Source organism: Lacrimispora brassicae (assembly GCF_054772055.1).
In genome coordinates this window covers 109,157-134,492 of record NZ_BRYH01000034.1, presented here as the reverse complement: position 1 = coordinate 134,492, position 25,336 = coordinate 109,157, and the positions used below count along the sequence as shown (strand labels likewise).

The window sequence follows — 25,336 nt, the reverse complement described above, 5'->3', positions numbered from 1 at the left end:
CACTCACTTTCCGCTGTTTTCATATTCCGTCTGGATCCGCTGGGCCAGTTCCTCAGGAGTAACCCTTCCAATGAGCAATTCCTGAAGCCCGCTTTGCATCACATCAATCACACCTGAACTTAACTGATGATCATAAACAGGAATGAATGGCCTGTCCTTTGCAAATACATCAAACTTAGCAGCCACGGTTTTTTCGATCTTAACTTCCTCTCCCGGCTTAACAGCGGTGAGAGTTCCTTCTTTTATGGCAGCCGTACCGTATTCCGGTCCTGTCATTGCTTTTAAGATATCAATGACTACTGCCTTTTTTTCTTCTGATATCTTGGAGTTTACCGCTAAGGCCCAGCCGGCGCCGCCGGTAATCGTTTCCGGATTTCCTTTTCCCCCGTCTACCATTGGAAGAGCCGCCATTTCCGTTACATTTTTCACTTCGTCCGGGCAGTTCTCATCGAAGTTTGCAATGGCCCAGCTTCCGTCAATGGTGATGGCCGCTTTTCCGTTCATGTATAACTGTCTCTGCTGGGCGCCGTCAATGCTGTTTACATCTTCATTGAATGCCCCGGCAGCGGCCAGGTCACTTAAAGCCTGTAAGGACTGCACAAACTCCGGATCAGTAAACTTCGCTCCGCTGCGGTCACGGATGCTCTGATACCACTCATCTCCTGTACACCGGTTGCCAAGGGTGCTCATGATAACGGATTCCGCATTCCATTTCTCCTTATTGCCAAGTACAATGGGAGTTACGCCAGTTTCCTTAAGCTTTGGAATGATATCCAGCAGCTCAGACCATGTTTTCGGAAACTCCTCAATCCCTGCCTGTTTCAATAAGTCCGTGTTATAAAACACACAGGTATTTGTCACCTGAAACGGCACGGCATAGATGTTCTCTCCGATTGTAAAGTTGGAAAATACACCCTCTTTAAAATTATCCTTCCAGGCAGCATCACCGTCTAAAGCTTCACTTAAGGAATATACTTTGCCGTTTTCCACAAACGTCTCTGCCATCTGCCCCTTGATCATAAAAATGTCAGGCAGCTCCTCTCCTGCAGCCAGGGTCTGTACCTTTGTTGCCAGATCAGAGTTGGAAACCGACTCTTCGTCGATGGTTACATTGGGATGCTCCGCCAGGTACTTATCCAGCAGCGGTTTCATGGCTTTTGTAACTCCTTCCCCAGGAATAAAGAAATCCAGCATGGAAATCTCCACTTTCTCACCAGCCGCCTCCGGCGCTTTCTGTCCGCACCCTGTCATTGTGACCCCCATGATCCCGGCACAGGCCAGGCTGGCCAGCCGCATCCAAATTTTGTTTCTCATAAGAATAATCCTCCTTTTTACTTGGAACTTGCTTCGTTATTTATGAAAATTATAACAAACGGCTGGAAATGTTATAAGGGGATGTATCTATAAAAAAGGTTGATATTCTACACATTCAGGGGAAAAGATCAATAGTAAAGTACCTTGAACGTCAAAACGGAGCCGGTTATAATACCGGCTCCATAGACTGTGGACAAACTAAGTATTCAATTAATTACTATGCAAGTTACGAAACTGGTATTTAGATAAATTTGCAGTCATTATCTTTTAAAGCCTGGATCACTTGTTCAAATTTTTCTTGCTTAATGAACAAATAGTCAGTGTCGTACGTTCCAACTACCAATGTGCTTGTTTTTTGTGCTGCAATGATATTTGCTAAAAATGCAATCATACCATACTTTTCAAAAGAAGCATCCTCTGCAATTCTCAGGCATTTCCAACCATTCTCCACTTTCAAAATATCATCCGGAACAAGATGGGATTCGCTTATTATAGATAATTCGTTGTCCGTTGTGCTAATAAATGTAAACTCATTATTTAAAAATTTCATTGGTATTTCTTTAACCTTGTAAATTGAAAAGCACCTATCAATTATTTGTAAGATCATACCTTCTCCTTTTCAAATTCCGATTTACTTAATTATAGCAGAGTTGAGTATAAAATTATAGCAACGTGTATTTATTCCCTTAATCTATATTGCTACGAGATATAATTTGACTTTGTCTATAGTCTGCGGAGTCGGTTATAATACCGACTCCAAAAGTTATTTCTTACACTCTGACTGTACGGTTACTGAACACGGCATCAGATTTTCAAAATTTTCCGAATAATTACACGCCATTCATACTGCCTGCTGCTGATCTTTGCCTATGCAGGTAATACGGCTTTACCCGTTACGCTGCTGGCTGCTGTTGGTGATAGATAAGTACTTTTAACAATTCAAACGGAATCTGCCGGATCCTGCCATCCAATGATTACGTTTACAATGGTGGGCATGATCAGTGTAAACAGATTAATATAAGACACAAGGGTCAGCCCTTTGGATACCAGGCTTGTAAGTCCCACCTGGGAAACTCCCCAGGTAAGTATGATATAAAGCAATGTGAGCATTGCTCCTCTCTTGTTCCGCTTTGCAGCGGAAACATCAGGATTTTCACCTGTCTTCGCCTGATACCAGTTGAGAACCCGGTCATTGAAGCCCTGTGCATAATTGATGGCTGTTGAAATCGTTGCAAAAAAGATGGAAACGGTTATCAGGGTCAGAAGTACGGCTTTAAATGCGGAAGCCCCCACTCCGTTTTGTACTACCAGAATGGTATAAACCGCTTTGCCGGCCTTCCAGCCATCAAATACTTGGGAATAATTCGCTGCCAGATTCACCACTGTCATTTCCAGAAACACCCAATTTAAAATAACGGAAAGAACCACTGCCCAGCGGAGGGTTCTTTTATTGGTAAAAAGCTGGGCATGGTTCACATATGCCCCAAATCCGCCTAAATTCTGGCCGGAAAAAATATAGGCCCAGCAGAATGCAGTCAAAAGGTATTTTAACAGGCTGCCGGCTCCGGAGGAAACTTCCTGGTTCAGTAAGTCCCCCATCACCTGCATTTCATTTTTTAAGTTTCCACTTGTCAGATTATAGATCATGTTTGGCACGTGAATCACAACCAGGGTGATAAAAATAACCACGCTCATGAACACTGCGTTTTTACGTACCAGATCGCTTCCTTTCATACAAAGCATAAACATAATAATACCCACAACAAAAGTGGTTATGATATAAGGCATACCTGAAATCTCCGCAAGGGCTGAACCTGAGGAAGAATAAGCCAGAGCCATACATACAATGAGCAGCCAGTTGAAATTAAATTCATATACGATCTGCATTGGTTTTGCCAGCTTTCCCCCCAGAAAACGTGCTCCATAGGCTCCAAGAAAGTTCCCATAATCAAAGGTTCTGAAATCCATAGCAAATTTCATAAAAAAATAGATCATAAAGCAGTTGATGGCCGCAACTACCAGCGGCATGAACAGACAGAAATAGGGCTGGGTTACCTTGGGAAGAATCCCGTAAAACCCTGTGTTTGCAAAGAAATAAGACCAGGGCGTTGATCCGGCGGCAAAACCGCCGCCGCATTGAGAGCTGAACGCTATGGATACGAATATGACAACCGTTTTCCAGTCAATTGCATTAACTTCAGCTTTGTTTACATTTCCCCCACCGCTCATTGTAAGATCCTCCTTGTGTGATTTTGATACTTTTTTAACAAATAAGTGAAAAATAAAAATATCCCCGTTCTTTTTTACCAGTCATGGCTATCGGCTTTTAAAATATGGATTTATTATAGTTCATGGCTGATAGAATATCCAATCGGCCGATTCTATGCTTTTTCCCCAGATTCATAGTTTTTTTCCCATATATTTATTAAAAGCTTGTATCATCCGGCCTAATTATGTTATAGTGCAGAAAAACAATCTGGTCATACGGGGAGGGAATGGAAATGAGAGAAGAAATTATGGAAGGAATCCGACGCCATATTCTTCCTTTAAGCGGCTTAGAAAAGGCACAGCTTTTGGAAGTATGGCCGGGCCACTCAAAGATATCCCTGGAGATTCCGGAGAGTGCCCTAAACTTATACGGCAATCTGCATGGAGGTTTTTTATTTTCTCTTTGCGACATTACCGCAGGCATGGCCACATACGCCTATGAATATTCCAATGTGACTCAGCACGGGTCTATGGACTTTATGCGTGGAATAAACGCGGGCCTGATCTATGTGGAGGCCAATTCCATACATAAAGGCAGCCGGTCGGTTGTAAACCGGGTGGAAGTAAAATCGGAAGACGGGAAAATCATTGCAGCAGGGGACTTTACCATGTATCTGCTGGAAGCGCTGTAAAAACATAAGAAAGTCAATAAGGAGAGAGTATCCGGTTTTTTATCAAAGTAAAAAACCGGTGCTCTCTCCTCTTTTCATCCAGGATCTGTCTGACAAAAAGCATGGACTTATACCTGTCAAAAAATCTATTCCACTCCTATTTCACAGTCTTAAAAACCACTCTCCTCCAGCCCCATCCGCTGCGATCCCACTGCTTCTTCTATTATAAAGTTCATCAATATCTTTCAGAATATGTCCCATTGTCACACAAGATCAAAGTGAAAAATTATTGATCCAGCTCCGGCTATCCCCATATCACAGATAATGCCTGGATATAAAAAATAAATACATAGACAACAACTATCAATCATGCACAAAAAGCCGAACACAGCCGATTGGATTTTTGAAGACCCGGTGTTTATAATTAAAGCATCAAGATTGTTAAAAAAATATTAAGTAAAATTTTTAGGAGGAATCAAACATGAGTAAGTTATCCAAAGAAGAATTTCAGGCGTATCTGATGCAAATCCGTGAGCTGGCAGAAGGCCCGCTGGAGGAAATCCAGAAGGAAGTGGAAGTCACCAACAAGTTCCCCCAGGAATTCTACGATCTGGGCATAAAGAATGATTTATACCGCTGTTCACTGCCGGTAGAATTTGGCGGCTACGGTTTATCCGAGCTGGAGATTCTTCAAGTACAGGAAGAATTCTCCAGAGGTCCAGGGGGGATGAGAATGCATCTTCACTATGCAATGGATTTAAACTGGAGAATCTTAGATGACTATGGTAACGAGGAACTGAAAGCAGAATATATGAACAAGTTCCAGGATAAATCCGTATTTACCTGCTTCGCACTGACAGAAGCAACCGGAGGAACAGGCGCTGATTTACATACCATGGCAGTAAAAGACGGCGATTCCTATGTGTTAAACGGAGAAAAAACACTCATCTCCCACACGGACTGCTGCGAATTCGCTTATGTCATCGCAGTCACCAACCCTGATTCCAAGAAAGATGACAGACTGTCCGCATTCTTCGTACCAATGGATGCACCGGGATTTGAAGTCATCAACATGCCTCATATGATGGGATGCCGTGGAGCCGGACATGGAGATCTTAAATTCACGGATTGCAGAATCGACAAGAAATATTTATTAGGTAAAGAAGGCCAGGGTCTTGAAATCGCAATGCATTCCTTATCCGTTTCCCGTGCACACATTGCAGCAAGCAATCTGGGTATGGCACAGAGAATGCTGGAACTGTCTCTCCAGTATGCCGCTGACCGCGTAACCTTTGGGAAACCAATCGGAACCCGTCAGGCCATCCGCTGTAAGATCGCTGATATGTCCATGATGGTACACGCACTCCGCTGTATGGTCTATGACTTTGCAAAATCTTACGAAGAAAGCCCAACCGGCGAGTACGTCGAAGAGAAAGCAGCTATGTGTAAACTTTTCAGCATTGACACCACCAGAAAAGTCAGTGACGAAATGCTGGAGATCTTCGGCGGTGTTGGTTACTTTGAGGATTGCAAATATGGTCCGGTGGAACGTCTTTACCGTGACTGCCGCGCCATGTGGTTAGAAGAAGGTGCTCCTACCGTACAGCGCATCACCATCTCAAAAAACACCATCAAGCATGGAGCTAAGATGGAATATATCATCTAATATTGATTTGACTTGGGGTCATCAGGTTCGGTCTGGACCTAATGACCCTGTTTTTGTAAAGGAGGAGAATGATGAAACCATTAGAAGGAGTAAAAGTAGTCGACTTAACCACCTATTTAGCAGCCCCCACCACGGTCCGTGTTCTTGGAGAATGGGGAGCCGACTGCATCAAAATCGAGTCTGCCAAGGGGGATCCGGCCAGAACACAGGGGGCCGTGTTCAACATGCCCTATGAAGACGATGAAAATCTGGCATTTGACGTGGCGAATATGAACAAACGGTTCATTACCCTGGACTTAAGGGCAGAAAAGGGAATTGAAATAGCCTATAAGCTTTTAGGAGAAGCAGACGTTTTTGTTACCAATACCAGAACAAAATCCTTAAAAAAGCTGGGGCTTGACTACGATACCTTAAAAGAGAAGTTTCCAAGGCTGATCTTTGCACAGGTTCTGGGCTATGGAGAAAACGGGCCGGAAAAAGATACCGCTGGCTTTGATGTCACCTGCTATATGGCAAGAGGCGGCGTATTCGGTACCACCGTAAACAGGGGCGATGCGCCCATGATCCCCACCAACGGCTTTGGTGATTTCCAGGTGGCCTTAGGACTTGCGTCCGGAATCTGTGCGGCTCTTTACGCCCGGGAAAAATCCGGTACAGGTGACAAGGTCACCGTAGGCCTTCACCATTCTGCGGTATATGCACTGAGCACGGGAGTCATCTCCGCCCAGTACGGAAACCAGTATCCCAAGAGCCGGAAGGAAGTCCCCAATCCATTTAATAACGTATACCGCACCAGCGATCAGAAGTGGGTGGTCATCTGCTGTCCGGAGTATGACCGGGATTACGAAAAAATCATGACCCTCCTTGGCAGACCGGACATGGTGGGAAATGAACGTTATATGAAATGTGCCCAGGTAAACGCTGACAACTTAAACCATGAAGTCATTGACATCCTGGATGAAGCCATTGGCACGTTCACAAGAAAAGAACTCCTTACCATGTTCAAAGAAAACGATCTGGCTTGTGAAGCAGCATATGAGCCCCTTGATATGTATGACGACCAACAGGTTTGGGCCAACAACATCATTACAAAGATCCCCTATCCTTCCGGAGAACGCTACATGCCTACAAACCCGGTAAATTTCAGTTCCATTGGTGTACCGGAATATCACATCGGCGGCTCCCAGGGCGCTCATACGGTTGAGATCCTGAAGCATCTGGATTATGCCAACGGGGAGATCGAAGAAATTCTGGCTTCCGGTGCGGCCACCGGCGAAACAAAACTGAAAAAGCTTTGATAAATCAAATGGAAAGGTGAGATGACATGAGTTTATTATACACCGAAGAACAAAAAGAACTGCTGGCTCTTGTAAGGGATATGGCGGAAAACGAAATCAAACCCCATGTCCAGGAAGCAGACGAAAAGGGCGAATGTCCCAGAGAATTATTTAAATGGGGATTTGACATGGGACTTCATATGCTGGAGATTCCGGAAGAATACGGCGGCACCGGTTTAAGTTATGAAACCACCGCCATGATTTTTGAAGAGCTGGCAAAAGTAGATGCCGGTTATGCCATTACCTTTGTAACTACCTTTGTTGCCTTAAGAAATGTAATCCTGGCAGGAACCAGGGAACAGGGACAGTATTTTGCCGACAAAATTGCTCCCGGCGGATTTGCAGGCTTTGCCTTAACCGAGCCAAACGCAGGCTCCGATCCGGCTGCCATGAGGGCAACTGCTGTGCTGGACGGGGATGAATACATATTAAACGGTACAAAGACTTTTATTACCAATGGCGCCCTGTCTGATGTATTTGTGGGCTTCTTTAAGACAACACCTGGGGCAGGACACAAAGGAATCTCCGCATTTATCATTGACGGGGATACCCCCGGCGTAACGGTAGGTGCCCATGAAAATAAGATGGGACTCCGGCTTTCCAACACAACGGACTTGATCTTTGAAAATGTCCGGGTAAAAGCCTCTGCCATGGTAGGACCGGAAGGCTCCGGCTTTAAGCTTGCATTAAATGCGCTGAACTTATCCCGTGCCTTTGTTGCCACTCTGGCCGTAGGTATCATGCAGAGAGCTCTTGACGAATCTGTAAAATATGCAAAGGAGCGGAAACAGTTCGGCTCTCCCCTTATTAAATTCCAGATGGTTCAGGCCATGCTGGCGGATATGGCAATCAAGGTGGAAGCCTCCAGATGTCTGGTCAACAACACCATGAGGATGATGGATCAGGGAATCATGGTTCAAAAGGAAGGCTCCATTTGCAAGACCTTTGTATCTGACTGCGCCCAGGAAGTGACCTCCAATGCCGTGCAGATTTTCGGCGGATACGGATTCAGCAAGGAATACCCGGTTGAAAAGCTGATGAGAGACTGCAAAGTATTCCAGATCTTTGAAGGCGCAAACCAGATTCAGAGAATGACCATTGCAGGCGTACTGGATAAGGAATATAAATAAGGGGGAATAAAAATGAATATCGTTGTTTGTATAAAACAGGTTCCTGATACCACGGAAATCAAGATCGACCCGGTAAAAAACACTCTGATCCGTACCGGAGTCCCCAGTATCATGAATCCTTTTGATAAAAATGCATTGGAGACAGGACTTCAGTTAAAGGATCAGTACGGCGGCAGGGTAACGGTGATTTCCATGGGGCCTCCCCAGGCAAAGGCCGTGTTAAGGGAAGCTCTTTCCATGGGCGCCGATGAGGCCTATCTCATCACTGACCGGGCATTCGGGGGCTCGGATACTTATGCCACCAGCTATATCCTTTCCCAGGCAATTCAGAAGCTGGGAACCTTTGATGTGATCCTGGGAGGCAAACAAGCCATTGACGGGGATACCGGCCAGACGGCTCCCAGCATTGCAGAGCACCTTGGAGCGGCCAGGCTTACCTATATCCTGGATCTAAAACTGGAAGGTGACAAGGTCATTGCACGCCGTCAGGTGGAGGAGGGGATCGAAGTCATTGAGGCCGGACTTCCGGTTCTCTGCACGGCAACCAAAGAAAGCAACAAGCCCAGATATGCTACCATCAGGAATAAAATTGCCTCCTTAAAAGCTGAGATTCCGGAAATCACACTGGCGGACCTTCCCGGCTCCGATACCACCAAGATGGGACTTAAGGGCTCTCCCACCAAAGTAAAGGCAACCTTTACCCCTAAAAGGTCTGCGGACGGCGTGACCATAACAGGGAATAATCCCGGAGAAATCGCATGCTCATTGATCAGCAGACTGGCCGATGCAAAAATACTGTAGAAGGAGGTTTTAAGTGATGAGTTTTGAAACATGTAAAGACGTATGGGTATTTATTGAGTGCTTTAACGGCCAGCCAAAAAGCGTTGGACTTGAACTCCTGGGACAGGGCAGAAACCTTGCCCTTGGTTTAAAACAGGAATTATGTGCCGTTGTCATTGGAAAAGAGACAGAGGAGGCGGTGAAAGCTGCCGGTGAGTATGGGGCCGATAAGATCTATGTGGTGCAGGGTGACGAGTATGAGCATTATTCAGCGGATGCCTATGGTCACGTGTTCCTGGAATTATGTAAGAAATATGATCCCAATACCATTTTAGTGGGCGCAACCGCAAACGGAAGGGATTTAGGTTCTAAAATCGCAGTCAGACTCCGGACCGGACTGACCGCAGACTGTACTGCATTAAGCGTTGACGAGACAACAGGAAATGTAGTATGGGAACGTCCTGCCTTTGGCGGAAACTTATACGCTCAGATCCTCTGCAGTGAAACCAGACCGCAGATGGGAACCTGCAGGCCCGGCGCATTTAAAAAACCGGAAAAAACACCGGATAACCGGCCGGTCATCATTCAGGAAGTGATAAAGACACCGGAACATGAAATCCGTACAAAAGTCATTGATTTTTTAAGTGCCTGCGAAGACAATGATTTGCGGCTTGATGACGCAGAGGTCATCGTATCCGGCGGACGAGGCATGAAATCAGCAGAAAATTTCACCATCTTAAGAGAACTGGCTGATGTATTGTGCGGAACCGTTGGCTGCTCCCGTGCAGCCGTGGACGCAGGCTGGATGCCCCAGTCCAGGCAGGTGGGCCAGACCGGTTCCACCGTGGCACCAAAAATTTACTTTGCCTGCGGAATTTCCGGAGCAGTACAGCATGTGGCCGGTATGAGCGAATCAGGGACAATTATTGCGATTAACAAAGATGAAACAGCTCCGATTTTTGAAGTTGCGGATTATTGTATCGTTGGAGATGTATTCGAAATCATTCCCGCTCTGGTAAAAGAATTAAAAGCGAAAAAACAGGGGTAATGGGGAATGCAGCTTCTCTTTAATCCAAAGGAGGCGGGTTATGTTTAAAGAAATTAAAATCAATCCCCACCTGAAACGTCAGTATCTGGAAAAAGGCTTCTGGACGGACAGAACTTTACTGGACTGCTGGGAGGAGTCGGTGAAATGTCACCCGGACCGTGAATATGTGGTGGATGACAGAGGCTTTCGATATACCTACAGGCAAATGGACGAAGAAGCCTCAAAAGTAGCAGCCTTTCTCCTGAGCAAAGGGATAAAACCACGGGACACAGTCTCTTATCAGATCCCTGTCTGGAGTGAATTTGTTATGATCACCATTGCCTGTTTCAAAGCCGGTGCAGCGGCACACCCCATTGCAATGTCCTATGAAGAGAAAGAACTGGTGCACAGCATAAATCTGACGGAATCCAAAGCATACTTTGGACCTACGTTCTTTTATAAAACTGATTATGAAAAACAGATTTTGTCGGTAAAAGATCAGATTCCCAGTTTAGAAACCATTATTTTGCTGGACTATGCAAAGGAAAAAGCAAGTAACAATATTACCATGAATGAAATCCTTAAGCAGTATGAGCCGCTTAAACCGGGGCAAAGCCTCCCCTTAACCGGTCAGGATATTGCCGTGATTCTTGGCACCTCCGGAACTACCTGCGGGACAAAGGGAGTACTGTTGACCCATGACAATGTCAGATACAGTGAGGAAACATTTAATAAAGAACTGGGGCTGACAAAAGAGGACATCATGTTTATGCCGGCACCCTTAAACCATGCCACCGGCTTCCATCATGGTATCATTGCAACCATGCTCATTGGGGCGAAGCTGGTGCTGCAGCAGAAATACTGCTGCCGGGAAGCCATCAACCTGATGAATCAAGAAAAATGTACCTATTCCATGGGAGCCACCCCCTTTATTTACGATATCCTGCGGGACTTAGAGACCAACGGAGGAGCACTGCCCTATCTTCGGTTCTATCTCTGCGGCGGCGCTCCGGTCCCCGGATATATGGTACAAAAAGCATGGAATTTCGGAATTCTTCTCTGTGAGGTGTATGGTTCCACGGAAAGTGTTCCTCATGTATATGTAAGACCTGACCAGGTCCTGGCCTTAAACGGGACGTCTTCAGGAAGAGCCATGGAAGGCATAGAGATCCGGGTGATTGATGACGATGGAAGGGATGTCCCTCCCGGCACTCCGGGCGAGGAGCTTTCCAGAGGTCCCAATGTCTTTGTGGGTTATTTAAAAAACCGGAAGATCACAGATGAAGCCTTAGATGACGATGGATGGTTTCACAGCGGAGACATCTGCGTAATGGATGAAGCCGGCAATATCCGAATCATCGGGCGGAAAAAAGATATCATTGTCCGTGGCGGAGAAAACTTAAATTCCAATGAAATCAATGACAATTTAGAGGGTTGTCCCGGGGTGGCGGAGCATACGGTAATCGGCATGCCGGATGAACGGCTGGGAGAACGGATCTGTGCATTCGTGGTTCCCCTTTCAGATCATAAGGATTTAACTCTTCATGATGTAATTGCTTTTTTAAAGGAAAAAAACGTACCAAAACGATTCTGGCCAGAAAGGCTGGAGCTAATTGACAGAATCCCCCATACAGGCAGCGGTAAGGTGAAGAAATACCTGCTTAGGGAAGAACTTATTAAGAGAATGAGGGGGTGACTGGCTATGACAGAACAGAAATTCGGACCAAGAAGATGCCGTGATACAAGAAAACCACTGGCAGGTCAATGCCCGGAGGTTGTTTTTTATCGTTGCGGGGAATGCAAAACCCTGTTCCCGGTCACTGGAGAAAAGGCATTAGAGGAAAAAGAGATTCTTTGCTGCAAGCATAAAGCAGAACGCCTGGCTCCGTCCGCCCCGGAACAGGCAGAAAACAAAATTAAGGTCAGTTACCAGATCACCGGCGGTTACAACGACAATGCCGTCCAGGTTTTCTGGAAGGCAGAAAAACTTAAATACGCGCCGGAGTGGATCTATTTAAAAACATTCACCGGCGGATATTTAAAATATGTGGCTGAAACCAAACGGCCGCCTGTGGTATTTGCGCTGGCCGACACCGATGCATTCGCATACTGCGATGAGGATCCATGCCTGGAATGTGTCTTCCGATGCAAACGGGGATTTGTGATCTATATCTATACCAGGGGAACCGGGCTGGTTTCTCTTCCGCTTGATAAAATGACGGCCCATTGGCAGTCAGGAGCAAAAGATCAAGCATAAAACAGCACCTTTCTAACCACTAAAAAACTATATAAAATTGGAGGTAAGTTTATGTTAGCTACGATTGGTTTGATAATTGCCATCACGCTTCTGGTCATTATGATTATCAAAGGCATAGATATGATTACTGCAACGGTGATCACAGCATCTATTATTCTGGTAACCAGCGGACTGAATTTTAAAGAAGGGCTTCTCACCACCTTCTCCGGCGGGGCAGGTGCATTCGTTGCGTCGTGGTTTTTAATTCTGGGACTTGGGGGAGTCTTTGGGCAGTTGGTTTTGGAGACTGGGCTTGCTACAAAAATCGCCAAGACCCTGACAGAAAAACTTGGAACAAAAATGGTGGGATTGGTAATCCTGATCTGTACCTTTTTTATCACCCTGCTTGGCATTAACGGATATATCATGGTGTTTGTCCTGTATCCCATTGCAGATAACCTCCTGCGTCAGAATAAAATGGACCGCCGCGTGCTGCCCTTCCTTCTTCTGGGCGGCGGCGCCTCTGCCAACGGTTTTGCATATTCCCTGGATATCTGTAATGTATTACCAAGCAACTATTTAGGCACTTCCCTTGGCTCTGCGCCCTTATTATCCATAATATTTACCGGAATTCTGGCAGTATGCTATTTCGTATATTTTAATTACGCCCAGAAGCAGAGCCATAAGAACCATACTGATGAGGAACTTCTGGCTATGTATAAGGACAACAGCAGCACCATAAATGATGAGGAACTGCCGGGGATTTTCATCTCTGTTCTGCCTTTTATCCTGGTTTTAGGATCAGTAGTCATCACCTCCGGCTGGGGCACATCACCCAGTATTATGTTTTCTCTGGTACTTGGTATTCTTTTGATTATCTGCACACAATTTAAGCGCATCAAAAATATGAAGTCATCAATTAAGACCGGAAGCAGCTCAGGCTTGAATTCCATGCTTACGGTAGCGGCAGTCATGGGACTTTCCAAGGTCCTGGGTGCTTCTCCTGCCTTTCAGAATCTCCAGCAGGCAGTACTGGCTATGAATATGCCGGTATATTTAAAAGCCTTTTTTGGCACCACGGTCCTGACCGGTCTGACCGGCTCCGCCATATCCGGTGAGACGATCTTCATGGAGAGTTTTGGCCAGGCGTTTGTAGACATGGGCGTCAATATCCAGGCGTTGCACCGTATCGTTACAGAGTCAGCCTTGATTTTAAATAAGCTGCCCAACTCTTCTGTTGCAATCCTGACCATGTCCATCTGCGGCTGCAGCCTGAAAGAAAGCTATAAGCATATCATCCTTGGTACCACCATTCCGGCGTTTGCAGCGGGTTTCATCATTGCTCTTTTGGCTACTGCAGGGATTGTGTTCTAAAGGTTTTCCTTATTCTCTTCCCCGTTTTCGGTAAGGCGGTGACACAGCAGAAATCCAGCCAGTCAAGGGTTTACAGGTAGAGATTTTCCCGCGTCTTTTGCGGGAAAATGCTGCCCGGCCCTTGACTGGCCGGACAGGCGCATCGGCCAGAATTACCAGCAATTCCGGACTTGTACCTTCGCTTTATTGTAATAAGGTGATTATAATTTCTTTTTTGTTATTTTTCAATGGCAAATAAATAAGATTCTTGGATATATGGTTTAAGGCGTTCAAAACCATCTTGATCTGGTGACAGCATACATACCCAGCCCATCCACCCATAAACAGGATGTGGAATCATTATATTTAAGCAAGTAAAATCGTAAGGCATATCTACAACTCCACCTGCTTGAGGGCGATGGGGAATATATTTAAATAAGTCTAAAAATGTTTGCTTCTTTAAACCAATATTTATGCGAAAAATGCCGGAACGGTCTAAATCCGATGCCTTATCATTTTCCCCGTTTTTTTCTTTTATGGTCAGAGTATAGACTCCTCTCTTTAACTTGCCTTCAGGATTATAGAAAACGCCCTTCTCACCCCAGCTCTCTACGAAAACCGTACCGTCTAAATTACTAAGGCAAAAATCTAAAATTTCTTGTGGGTTCACTTTATCAATTCCTTTTCTGATTATTTACCACTCATTTTACATCAATAAATATGTCAACTGTATGTCATATTTGAATTATTTCTTCATAATTGATAGCCTCAGTTATAAGATTTGTTTGATTCACCTTATTGTAAAAGGATGAATGTAGAAAATGTTTATCAGCGGAAGTTAATCTTAGCTGATAATACCTGCTAACTGCATATTACTTTCAATTTCAGAAATACCTATTTTATGCAAAACAAAGAAGCAAGGCCTACATCTTGCTTCTTATTAATGGATGAATATCATATGGATAATGCCAGCTAACTTTAGTGAGATTTGGATACCAATTAGCCAAAAATAGATACAGCGGGCGGAAATCCATTACAACTGTGTCGGTGTGATTGAACTGCCGGACAAAACCGAAACCAACAGCAAAGAGCATAGCCAAAATGACTATGCCCTTTGCTGTACAAATATTTCTTTATTGGGAGTGTGCCTTAAAGCAGCACCCTCTTTAAGCATCCAACCGGATGCTTATGGCAGATTCATTTCATGTGCCACAATAAAATCTGCAAACGCCTCAACGGCAGACGATATAAAATTCTTTTTGCTGTAGGTCATATAAATCAGGCGCGTGTCCGGAGGAACATCGGTCAGTTTAATGAGGACCAGATTGTCAAACTGTTTTAAAAACGGAGTCCGGGCAACGATGGCAGCCAACTGGTTCTCGGAAATAACGCCGCCGATGGAAATTTCATCATCGTAGGAAAAGGTAGCTTCCACTCCATGTTCACTCAGAAGCCCCCTCACCACTTTTCCTATGGGGATGGAATCCCGATATGTAGTAAGCTTGTAATCTTTTAAATCACCCAGCCGGACTTCCTGCCTGCCTGCAAGGGGATGAGCGTCATTGACAATCAAAACCAGCTCCTGGGCCATGATCGGTACATACACCAGCTCCGGCTCTTCATCCACCATGGAGCAGAACCCCAGATCATATTTTCCGGCTGCCACCCCATGTGCCACTTCTATGGACATTCCCTGAAATATATTGAATTTTATCTGGGCATCTTTCTTCATATAATTCTGGATGGCAGTGGGCAGAAAATCTCCTATAAGTGTGGGGATACAACCCACATCAATCGTACCGCCGCCCTGTCCGGAATGCCTCTTCATAGAAGCGATTCCGCGCTCCAATTCGTTCAATGCCTGTGACACATGAACGTAAAATTCCTGTCCGTATTTTGTAAGCTTCACATTACGCCCTTTTTTCTGAAACAAAGATATCCCCAACTCCTGTTCCAGGGAAGCAATGGAATCACTTAAAGAGGGCTGGGCAATGTACAGCTCTTTTGCAGCCTTGGTGTAATGCTGAAGTTCCGCCAATTTCAGGAAATAATATAACTGTGGTAAGTTCATGTAAAACCCCCTGAATTTCTTGTTTAAAAATTAACATAGTTCTACTGTTAATTATATAAAAAAGACCACGGTTTGACAACCATATTCATGTTTTCTGCAATAAAATACCGATTATTTTCCGTTTTAAAACAGGTTCTGTTACTTGTGATAAGATTCCCCATATAAGCAAGGGATAAAAACCGGGTAAATAGAGCAAAAGCTGTGCAGAATATTAGTATCTAATATAATCTGTACTGCATTATAAAAGAATGTTTGCCTATTGCGAGTGTTGGGGTGACCGCATATAATTGATGCTATGAAACAGAAAGAGGATTGGCGTATGGCTGATACCCAAAAAAGCAAAAAAGCCAATCGGTAATCCCAGATAATTACGGCCTTAGGAAAATCTTAATACTATCTCATTCGAAAAATAATAAACAGGGTTTTTCGATTTGATATAATAAATGATACCCTTGGGGAAAGGAATAGGATTCATGTCAGATAAAATACTTATTGTAGATGATGAACACGAAATTGCCGATTTAATTGAAGTGTATTTGAAAAATGAAAATTATACAGTTTTTAAGTTTTATTCTGCAAACGAAGCACTTGGATGTATTGAAGCAACCGAGCTGGACCTGGCCATATTAGATGTTATGATGCCGGACATCAGCGGATTTACATTATGTCAACGGATAAGAGAAAAGCACACTTATCCAGTTATTATGCTAACCGCAAAAGATGAAGAAATTGATAAAATCACAGGATTGTCATTAGGTGCAGACGATTATATAACAAAACCATTTCGTCCTCTCGAAATGATAGCGAGAGTAAAAGCACAATTACGGCGATATAAGAGGTACAATCCTGCACATTCAACAACCCCTTCTGAACCTGTTATTATTCATTCCGGTTTAGTGTTAAATGTCAATACCCATGAATGTCTTTTAAACGAGAAGCCACTTACATTGACACCAACTGAGTTTTCCATATTGCGTATTCTCTTAGAAAAAAAGGGAAATGTAGTAAGCGCGGAGGATTTATTCCACGAGATCTGGAAGGACGAATATTACAGCAAAAGCAATAATACAATCACCGTGCATATCCGGCATTTGCGGGAAAAAATGAATGATACCGTTGATAATCCCAAGTATATCAAAACTGTATGGGGGGTTGGCTATAAAATTGAAAGGTAAAAAGGTAAACAGAAAAGCTGATTACTCCAGGATCGAGCGCAAACTTTACTCCTATGTTCTGATTGCGGTAATAGCAGCGGTGGCATTTGTAATGTTTTTGCGCCAGCTTATGCGGGGAATTGCCGGGGATTGGATTGTTGATGTCCTGGAAGCAATCTTTCACTTTGAACATCAAGACGCCATGATGATATATCAAAACGTCATACGGAACAATATCAACCTTATCATATACATTACAGTCGCTTTCTGTTTTTTCATTTTATGCCGTATCTTACTCTCTAACTTTATGAAATATTTTGATGAGGTAAATGCCGGCATAGACTCACTGATTCAAAACGAAGGAAAACAGATTGAACTTTCCGGGGAAATGGCTTATATGGAACAAAAGCTAAATTCATTAAAACAGACCCTTGAAAAACGCCAACAGGACGCAATGCTGGCCGAACAGCGAAAAAATGACCTGGTAATGTATCTGGCCCACGATATTAAAACACCCCTTACCTCTGTTATCGGTTATTTGAGCTTGCTTGATGAAGCCCCGGATATGCCGGTGGAGCAAAAGGCAAAGTATGTGCATATTACACTGGACAAAGCATATCGGCTTGAAGGGCTAATCGACGAATTTTTCGAGATTACGCGGTACAACCTCCAAACAATTACGCTGTCAAAAAAGAGCATAGACCTTTACTATATGCTGGTACAGATGGCTGATGAATTTTACCCCCAGCTTTCCGCAAATGGAAAACAGGCTGTCATTCATGCTTCCGAGGATTTGACGGTACACGGCGACCCTGATAAACTGGCACGGGTCTTTAACAATGTTCTTAAAAACGCTGTAGCATACAGCCCGGATAACAGCGTAATTGACATAACTGCAGCAGTTTCAGGCGATATGGTATCTATCGTTTTCATAAATGCCGGAAGTATTCCCGGGGATAAACTCACAACCATTTTTGATAAATTCTATCGGTTAGATGCTGCCCGTTCCTCCAATACCGGCGGTGCGGGTCTTGGGTTAGCAGTTGCGAAAGAAATCGTCGTTTTACACGGCGGGCGCATTTACGCTGACAGTGAAAATGGCCATACGATATTTACAGTTGAGCTGCCTGCAAACGAGGTTAGTGAAATCTAAATATAATCTTATTTTATCTTAATAAATTAATAGGTTAATACTAAAAAACGGCTTGCTCTTCTGAGGTATCGTATAACTACGAAGAACAAGCTTTCTTTATTGGAGGATTAATTATGAGAAAAATAAAACATAAGACAAGGACAATTATTTTATTAGGGTTCTTTGTGATATACCTTATTGCGCTTTTCAAAATAACGGTATTCAAATATCCCAATACGTTTTCTAATATGTTAAAAGGTGAATTGTCAGGGGTTCGCAGCCTGAATTTAATCCCTTTTGTTACGATTTCCGAATATTTCCGGTTTATAATAAGCGGGAATAAAATTATAGGAATTTCTAATATATTAGGGAATCTTATTATATTTTTCCCCCTTGGATTTATATCTGCTTTATTGTTTCCTAAAATGCGCAAACTAACAAGAATATTGATATTAGCGTTTGTTTTCAGCTTGGTTATAGAAGTTTGCCAGTATATTTTTGCCTGTGGCTCAACCGATATTGATGATTTGATTTTGAATGTCCTGGGCGGAATGGCAGGTTATTTGGTTTATATTTTGATTTCAAGATCTTTAGAGCCTAAAAAATACGCAATCTTAATAAGTGGATTAATGATAGCACTTACCTGTACAGGATTTTATGCTTCTAATAACTATAAATTTCTTTTTAATCGTCCCGCGCCTGCTCTTCAGGGCGGCGTTAAGGAAATAAACGATAACGTCATTGTGGTGTCCCGTATATACCCCCGCAATACGGAAGACAAAACCACCTGGTCAGCAACAGGAGCTAACGAACAGTTTAAGGTTGAACTTTTGGAAAATTGCAAAATTACGTTGGTTAATATACAGCAAAACGGAAAAATCATCGAAAAAAAGACGATTGAAAAAAATGACATCAGCCTTAAGGATTTGATGTTGCTTAAAAAGTTTCTAATAACCGAAAACGGCATTTATATGGCAGAGGAGGTTGAAATTCATAGAGTTCAATAAGCTTACTATATAAAAAAAAGCGGCTGCTTCTGCCACCGGCTTCCCGAAAACTGTGCAAAGAAAACATCAATATAATCTCTACTTTTTCTTAGTAAATTAACAACTTAGTATTAAAATCCCAATAGCTCTTGTTCAGTACAATAAATACTGACAAGAGCTTTTTTGTCCTGATTCATTCAAAGGAGGATCGATAATTGAAAGGTTATGAGAATGACAATTTTCCCAGACGAAAACGGCGAAAGAAATCGAAAGGCCATGCAATCCGCAGATCCATAGGCCTCTTTCTTTGGACGTGTATCTGTCTTGCCATATTAATTTCCGCTGTTGTTTTTTTAGCGGATGCCGATCCATATCCCACAGTAAAACAGCCAGACCTGTTTTCTATTTCTGAAACCACTGAACAGAAAATGGCTTTGCCTGCTGCTTCAACCGACAACGCAGAAAATGGCACTGACGAAGCTGCATGGTGCTTAATTTTAGTTAACAAATGGAATTACATTCCAGACGATTACAAAATGCAATTAACAAAGTTGGCAAACGGTGAATCCGTAGATAAGCGGATATATCCCGCACTGCAAGAAATGTTTGATGCCGCAAGAAAGGATCATATTTATCCCATTGTTGCTTCCGGCTATCGGACAAGGGAAAAGCAGCAACGTTTATTAGACGAAAAAATAAAAGCATACAAAGCCGAAGGCTGTTCACCCAAAGAAGCAAAGACTAAGGCGGAAGCATGGGTGGCAATTCCCGGAACAAGTGAACATCAATTGGGAATTGCAGTGGACATCAACGCAGACGGCATTCGTTCTACTGGCGGCGAAGTTTATAAATGGCTTAATGAAAATGCCTGCAAGTTCGGCTTTATCCGCCGTTATCCGCCAGATAAAACTGAAATAACAGGGGTGATCAATGAGCCGTGGCACTACCGGTATGTAGGAATTAAGGCAGCTATGGAAATTCAAAATCAAGGAGTTTGTCTTGAAGAGTATTTAAATGGAAGAAAATGAGGCTTACGAAAGAAATATACTGCCATTCTGCCATTTAAAGATTTGCGGTTTCAGGTGTGTTTTGCGATAGAGCAGTATTATATTATTACTACTGAGATGTACTATACAGCATGCCAGGAAACGTTTATAGATAAGGAGGTCGATATGTTTAATCCATCATCTGAAAAAAGAAAAAAATTATCTACTCGAAAAAAATTAATTGCCATCATGATTATATTATTTCTGCTTATAGCCGGCATTGTAAATCTTATCTTCTATAACAGCATGAACAGGATGCTGACGGATCGGGAATACGATCATATCCGAAATGAATATTTCCTCGCCGAAAACAACTTAAACATTTCGGTGGAATACCTGCCGGAAATGATAAGGGATTGGGCGTTTTGGGATTATACCTATGAATATTTAAACGGAGAATACGATGAATTTCCGGAGCATTATTTAAACCAACGCCGTTACGAGGCTTATCAGCTTAATTTTATTGCGGTAGTAGATCCCGCGGGCAAGGCTGTGTTTGAACAGTATTACGATCAAGAAACAAAGCAGTATCAGAACAGTATCGTGGATCTGACTCAAACATACAGATTTCTCGGCCCGCTGACCTTAACTCATTTTCTGCAAAACGAGACACAGTATATAAGCGGCTCGGCGCCTGGCGGAGTAAATGGTTACATAATACAGGATGGGACTATCATTTATATGAGTTCCTACCCCGTGTTGCGTACAGATGGCTCCGGCCCCTGCGCCGGCTCCATCATATTCGGCAGAGTGATTCCGGCAGAAAAAATTTTTAATTTAATCAAATATCCGGAAGTTCATATTACGATGGACAAAAAAGATCAGGTAACCTTGCTTAAGGGACAAAATACCGCTGCAGACGGGGAGATGCCAATTGTAGAAATGACCGGGACAAATGAAATAACCGCGTATGGCGAGATGTATGATATTCTGGGAAATAAAAGCCTGGTTCTGTCTGTTTCCAGGGAACGTTATTTATTCACTGAGGGTTTCAGCTTTATTGTCACGGTACAGATCATGATAGCTGTTTTCCTGGTCATTATGCTTGTTTTAGGAATTCTTTTAATGGAGTATGCTTTTGCCAGGCCATTAGGGAAGCTGGCTAGCCAGGTTAACAATATTTCACTTGAGACAATTGAATCAAGTGTGATAACAACATATAAAAATACGGAGATGAACATGCTGGCGGAGTCTGTCAGCAACATGATCCAACGGATTAAAAAAGACAGCGGTATTATTAAACAAAACAATGAAGACCTGTATTATCATGCAAACTTTGACATGTTAACAGGCCTTAATAATAGGAACAGTACCGGTGAACTGCTGGCAAAATTGTTTGCTCCGGCAAGGGACGACCGCACCATGATCGGCATTTATTTCATTGATTTGAACCGGTTTAAATTTATCAATGACACGCTGGGGCACTCCACCGGAGACAACTTTATTATTGCGGTTGCAGACCGGTTTAAGCACCAACTGCCTCGCAACCCGATCATCGGGCGCATAGGCGGCGATAAATTTATTATCGTTACCCACAGATTTCGTGAACGATACGAAGTGCATTTATACGCAGGCGTAATTTTATCTCTTTTTAAAGTACCGTTTTCAGTTAAAGATGTAGAAATGCACATATCAGCATCCTTAGGCTCCAGTACATACCCTGCTGACGGACAGGATACTGAAACTCTGTTTAAAAATGCGGAAATAGCCATGTACTATGCCAAGGAAATGGGCGGTAATATGTACTGCCGGTATGAAGCCGAACTAACCAGCGCATTACAACGCAAGCTGTTTGTGGAAAACAAAATCCGCAGCACCGTCAATGACGGCTGCTCCCAGTTTAAGCCCTATTACCAACCCAAGGTTTCAACTGAAACAGGACAGATTATAGGCTGCGAAGCGTTAATGCGCTGGGTAACGCCCGAAGGCATTATCAGTCCGGGCGAATTTATTCCTATGGCTGAAGAATCCGGCCTGATTGTACCCATGAGCCGGTGGATGCTAAAAGCCGCATGCAAGTGCAGCAAGCTGTTGGCCATACAGGGGATGAACGCCTCCATATCTGTAAACATATCTTCACAGGTGCTGTTGAACCAGGACTTTTTAGGTATGGTTCGGGAAGCGGCAGAGGAAGCCGGTATTGAGAGTATGAAGCTGGATATTGAGATTACCGAGGCTACCATCGTGGAAGATATTCCTAAGGTTAAGATCGTGTTGAATGCTTTGCGTGACATGGGGGTGACTGTCTCTATAGACGATTTTGGCACAGGCTACTCATCCTTAAGTTATTTGAAAAAACTTCCGGTGGACAGAATTAAAATTGATCGCTCCTTTATTATCGGCCTCAACGATAGTGATGAAGACCGTACCATTGTAAATGCCATTGTTGCTATGGCAACAAAGTTAAACATAACTACCACAGCGGAAGGTGTGGAAGATATAACCCAGGCGCTCTATTTAAGGCAGATAGGCTGTCAGGAGCTGCAAGGCTATTATATCAGCAAACCGTTGCCCTATGAGGAGTATCTTGATTTTTACGCAAATTGGAAACCTGATATTCTTTTTGAAACTTCCTAAGTATTATTATCCGGCCCGGTTATATCAAGCCCCCATTATAATATATCCATCTTCGCAGCAATACGGACGGCTTCCATGGGGTTTTGTGCACCCAGCTTAGAATAAATCGTGTTCAGCATACTTTTTACGGTATTTACAGATAAATGGCAATGGTCCGCTATTTCATCCCTGGTAAGGCCATTGCAAAGGCATAATAAAATTTCCATTTCACGCTTTGACAAATGAACATGCTCGTTTCGATTGACTGAATAGGCATCCATATATTTAAAAACAACGTTAGCCAGGTTCTTTGCGTAGGTTGAGGATTTGGTATAAACATTTGAAAGCCATTCTTTCGGTATTCCGCAGTTTTTATCACGCTGCGCCGCACTGATCACGGTTCGCATTTTACTGCCGTATTCTATGTATTGTATTATCAGGTTATTGGGGCTGGAAAGCTCGTAAGCTGCCTGCAATGCCTTTATTGATTCATCATATTGGTGGGAATAATGGTATATGATGGATTTTGTAATGTAGTTTTGTATCACTGCATATAAAATACCTCTGGATTCGTAGAGTTTATCCGTATGCCCCATAAAGGCTAAAAGTTCGTTATACCGGTCTTCACCTAAAAGGCAGTCGGAATGAACCAGGTATTCCCTGCCTAAAATAAGGGGAGCAAACATTTTTTGTGTTTCTTCCTCATTCATAATCCATTGGCATACTTTTTCAGTTTGTCCGATTTTTACATAAAACCAGCCCTCTATCATATCATAAAGTGCTATGCATTGTGAGTTTTGAAGAATATCCAACTGCTCTTTCATGTTTTGCAGTAAGGTTGCTATTTTAGGATAATCGCCCTTAAATAGATAGATTCGCATCAAAATAAAATTTGCCATATACTCCACATCATATTGTTCATACTGTCTGGCCCGGTATATTGCTTCATAAGCGTTTTTTTCAGCATGATTGATGTTCCCGGTCATATAGTCTGAATCGGCGGCATTGAGGTACTCCATGCCGTAGCCGCATCCGTTCATTACCTTTGCAGCCGTACCGGCGGATTGAAACAAGGCATTTCTGTACTTGTCCAGTTCGCCGGGCACAGGTTTTTTAATACCGGTTACATTGATTCCTTCGGCAATACTGAACCGGCTGTCTATAAGCTGGCTTCCCTTTGGCAGACACTGATTCGCCATGTTAAACAAATCTTCAAATTCGTATTCCTGATTGATAATGCTGATTAGCGCAAGCGTTAAGTAAGCCTCACCAAGAATCATTTGATTTTCCCCTACGGCAGGAAGAGCCTCATACTTATTGCGTATGTTCAGCAATAATTCATGAGCCTCATGAATTCTGTTGTTATTCAGTAAATAGTTGGCTTTCACCAATAACATGATGGGTCTGGCTTCCATTAACTCTTTGGGTGCGAATTCAATTAAGTTAATGAATGAATCCGCGGTGTCTTTAACCACCCGCTGTTTTATGGATAAAATAATATCAAAAATTTCATTGTAACACCCGCAGGCTTTATAGTGGCTGATTGCATCAGTGAGGAAATGATTGCTCTCATACCATTTTGCCGCGGTTAATTGTACTTGATATACATCCCCCTTTGCCAACCGGTTTGCCTTTTCCAGTAAAAACTCCCGGAATAAATTATGCAGGCGGAAGCTATGGGTGATGTTGTCATAACGAATAAACAGGCTTGAACTTATCATTTCATTAATGACAGCGGCGTTATCATTGGACAATTCTTTTACAAGTCCTATGGGCAGCGTGTCAAATATGGAAATTTTAATGAGAAAATTTTGCAATTCCTTTGATGTAGCTTGGAATATTTCTCGTTCCACCAGTTCAAATATATCCAGCTTGGTTAAAAGGATAGGATTTTTATCATAAATATTGCCGGCTTTCATTGACAATCCTATAAGGTAAATGGCAAACATCCAGCCTTCCGTAAAAGAATAAATCTGAGAAATCAGGCCCTGGCTAAGCTTTGCGCCCTGTTTGCGGTAATATTCCTCCATTTCATCTCTGGAAAACCGCAGATCATCTTCGGTTATTTTTGCCAATCCCCCCTTGGATAACATGCCGGCCAGACCTAAATCCGGATTTGTCCTTGAAATGATGACAATGGACAGCTTATGGACCCGGGCGAATATCAGCCTTTCAAAGAAGTCCAATACTTTTTTATTATGAATAAAATGCAGGTCGTCAAATACAAAAATAAAATTTTCTGAGCCTATCAATTCTTTGGTAATCAAGCGTAAAAACTGATCAAATGCAGGTAAGCGCTGAGGAAAGTCCAATGACGTCAGCCTTTTCCCTAATTCCGGGTTATGGCAATTCACAGAATAGATAAAGTGTTCCCATAGCCTGGCAGCAAGGTTGTCAAATTCGGAAAGCTGTAACCATATGATCCGGTTATGAAAATCTCTCAGCGCCGTTGAGACAGCCTGTGTTTTGCCATAGCCTGCCCCTGCCGTTACCAGGGTGACAGGCTTTTCAATGGCTGATTTAAGTAAATTATTGATGCGCTCCCTGTTTAAATAGGATTCAACATTAGAAACCTCAGGGACTTCATCATATTGATTTTTATGAACCATAGTCTCACCATTTATATCACTTAGTTATTGATTACGTTTAAATCGCTATCAATGTTGTAA

20 protein-coding genes are annotated in these 25,336 nt (G+C 43.2%); 14 read left to right on the top strand and 6 right to left on the bottom strand.

Annotated elements, in window-relative coordinates:
* Nucleotides 1-3 precede the first annotated feature (3 nt).
* The 3 genes from ACYVD3_RS16970 to ACYVD3_RS16960 form a co-directional block, all read right to left on the bottom strand.
* Entirely contained in the window at nt 4-1,314 is a 1,311-nt protein-coding gene (locus tag ACYVD3_RS16970) for an extracellular solute-binding protein (protein ID WP_460643668.1), read from the bottom strand.
* Between the two features lie 241 nt (nt 1,315-1,555).
* Nucleotides 1,556-1,921 carry an ACT domain-containing protein gene (locus ACYVD3_RS16965; RefSeq protein ID WP_460643667.1) on the bottom strand — a complete coding sequence of 122 codons (366 nt, stop codon included), beginning with the start codon at nt 1,919-1,921 and terminating at the stop codon, nt 1,556-1,558.
* Between the two features lie 332 nt (nt 1,922-2,253).
* Entirely contained in the window at nt 2,254-3,543 is a 1,290-nt protein-coding gene (locus ACYVD3_RS16960; protein ID WP_460643666.1) for a hypothetical protein, read from the bottom strand.
* Between the two features lie 272 nt (nt 3,544-3,815).
* Here ACYVD3_RS16960 and ACYVD3_RS16955 point away from each other — a divergent pair, with 272 nt between their 5' ends.
* The 9 genes from ACYVD3_RS16955 to ACYVD3_RS16915 all read left to right on the top strand — a co-directional run bounded on the left by ACYVD3_RS16955 (nt 3,816) and on the right by ACYVD3_RS16915 (nt 13,743).
* Complete coding sequence (locus ACYVD3_RS16955; protein ID WP_460643665.1) at nt 3,816-4,214, top strand: PaaI family thioesterase; 399 nt, start codon at nt 3,816-3,818, stop codon at nt 4,212-4,214.
* Nucleotides 4,215-4,674: 460 nt separating this feature from the next.
* Nucleotides 4,675-5,859 (top strand): acyl-CoA dehydrogenase family protein, encoded by a 1,185-nt coding sequence (locus ACYVD3_RS16950; RefSeq protein ID WP_460643664.1) that lies wholly within the window; start codon nt 4,675-4,677, stop codon nt 5,857-5,859.
* A gap of 71 nt (nt 5,860-5,930) precedes the next feature.
* Entirely contained in the window at nt 5,931-7,157 is a 1,227-nt protein-coding gene (locus tag ACYVD3_RS16945; protein ID WP_460643663.1) for a CaiB/BaiF CoA transferase family protein, read from the top strand.
* Nucleotides 7,158-7,183: 26 nt separating this feature from the next.
* Entirely contained in the window at nt 7,184-8,326 is a 1,143-nt protein-coding gene (locus tag ACYVD3_RS16940; RefSeq protein WP_460643662.1) for an acyl-CoA dehydrogenase family protein, read from the top strand.
* Between the two features lie 12 nt (nt 8,327-8,338).
* On the top strand, nt 8,339-9,127 hold the full coding sequence (locus tag ACYVD3_RS16935; RefSeq protein ID WP_460643661.1) for an electron transfer flavoprotein subunit beta/FixA family protein: 789 nt from the start codon (nt 8,339-8,341) through the stop codon (nt 9,125-9,127).
* A 16-nt stretch (nt 9,128-9,143) separates the two neighbouring features.
* A complete protein-coding gene (locus ACYVD3_RS16930) occupies nt 9,144-10,154 on the top strand; it encodes an electron transfer flavoprotein subunit alpha/FixB family protein (RefSeq protein ID WP_460643660.1) in 1,011 nt (336 codons plus the stop codon).
* 40 nt (nt 10,155-10,194) lie between these two features.
* Nucleotides 10,195-11,829, top strand: a complete 1,635-nt coding sequence (gene fadK, locus ACYVD3_RS16925; RefSeq protein WP_460643659.1) for a medium-chain fatty-acid--CoA ligase — start codon at nt 10,195-10,197, stop codon at nt 11,827-11,829.
* 6 nt (nt 11,830-11,835) lie between these two features.
* Entirely contained in the window at nt 11,836-12,390 is a 555-nt protein-coding gene (locus ACYVD3_RS16920) for a hypothetical protein (protein ID WP_460643658.1), read from the top strand.
* Between the two features lie 51 nt (nt 12,391-12,441).
* Nucleotides 12,442-13,743, top strand: coding sequence for a GntP family permease (locus ACYVD3_RS16915; protein ID WP_460643657.1), 1,302 nt, complete (start codon nt 12,442-12,444; stop codon nt 13,741-13,743).
* 217 nt (nt 13,744-13,960) lie between these two features.
* On the opposite strand, the gene ACYVD3_RS16910 is transcribed toward ACYVD3_RS16915, so the two are convergent.
* Both ACYVD3_RS16910 and ACYVD3_RS16905 read right to left on the bottom strand, forming a co-directional pair.
* Nucleotides 13,961-14,392: a DUF6194 family protein gene (locus tag ACYVD3_RS16910; RefSeq protein WP_460643656.1), complete on the bottom strand. Its 432-nt coding sequence runs from the start codon at nt 14,390-14,392 to the stop codon at nt 13,961-13,963.
* 516 nt (nt 14,393-14,908) lie between these two features.
* A complete protein-coding gene (locus ACYVD3_RS16905) occupies nt 14,909-15,793 on the bottom strand; it encodes a LysR family transcriptional regulator (RefSeq protein ID WP_460643655.1) in 885 nt (294 codons plus the stop codon).
* Nucleotides 15,794-16,266: 473 nt separating this feature from the next.
* Here ACYVD3_RS16905 and vanR point away from each other — a divergent pair, with 473 nt between their 5' ends.
* The 5 genes from vanR to ACYVD3_RS16880 all read left to right on the top strand — a co-directional run bounded on the left by vanR (nt 16,267) and on the right by ACYVD3_RS16880 (nt 22,688).
* Nucleotides 16,267-16,968: a VanR-ABDEGLN family response regulator transcription factor gene (vanR, locus tag ACYVD3_RS16900; RefSeq protein ID WP_460643654.1), complete on the top strand. Its 702-nt coding sequence runs from the start codon at nt 16,267-16,269 to the stop codon at nt 16,966-16,968.
* Nucleotides 16,946-18,100: a vancomycin resistance histidine kinase VanS gene (vanS, locus tag ACYVD3_RS16895; protein WP_460643653.1), complete on the top strand. Its 1,155-nt coding sequence runs from the start codon at nt 16,946-16,948 to the stop codon at nt 18,098-18,100. The genes vanR and vanS overlap by 23 nt, the downstream gene beginning before the upstream one ends.
* Before the next feature lie 113 nt (nt 18,101-18,213).
* On the top strand, nt 18,214-19,086 hold the full coding sequence (locus ACYVD3_RS16890; RefSeq protein ID WP_460643652.1) for a VanZ family protein: 873 nt from the start codon (nt 18,214-18,216) through the stop codon (nt 19,084-19,086).
* Nucleotides 19,087-19,280: 194 nt separating this feature from the next.
* Nucleotides 19,281-20,093 (top strand): M15 family metallopeptidase, encoded by an 813-nt coding sequence (locus ACYVD3_RS16885; protein WP_460643651.1) that lies wholly within the window; start codon nt 19,281-19,283, stop codon nt 20,091-20,093.
* Between the two features lie 144 nt (nt 20,094-20,237).
* A complete protein-coding gene (locus tag ACYVD3_RS16880; protein WP_460643650.1) occupies nt 20,238-22,688 on the top strand; it encodes a bifunctional diguanylate cyclase/phosphodiesterase in 2,451 nt (816 codons plus the stop codon).
* Between the two features lie 35 nt (nt 22,689-22,723).
* Here the strand turns inward: ACYVD3_RS16880 and ACYVD3_RS16875 are convergent, their stop codons facing one another.
* Entirely contained in the window at nt 22,724-25,276 is a 2,553-nt protein-coding gene (locus ACYVD3_RS16875) for a helix-turn-helix transcriptional regulator (RefSeq protein WP_460643649.1), read from the bottom strand.
* Between the last annotated feature and the right edge of the window lie 60 nt (nt 25,277-25,336).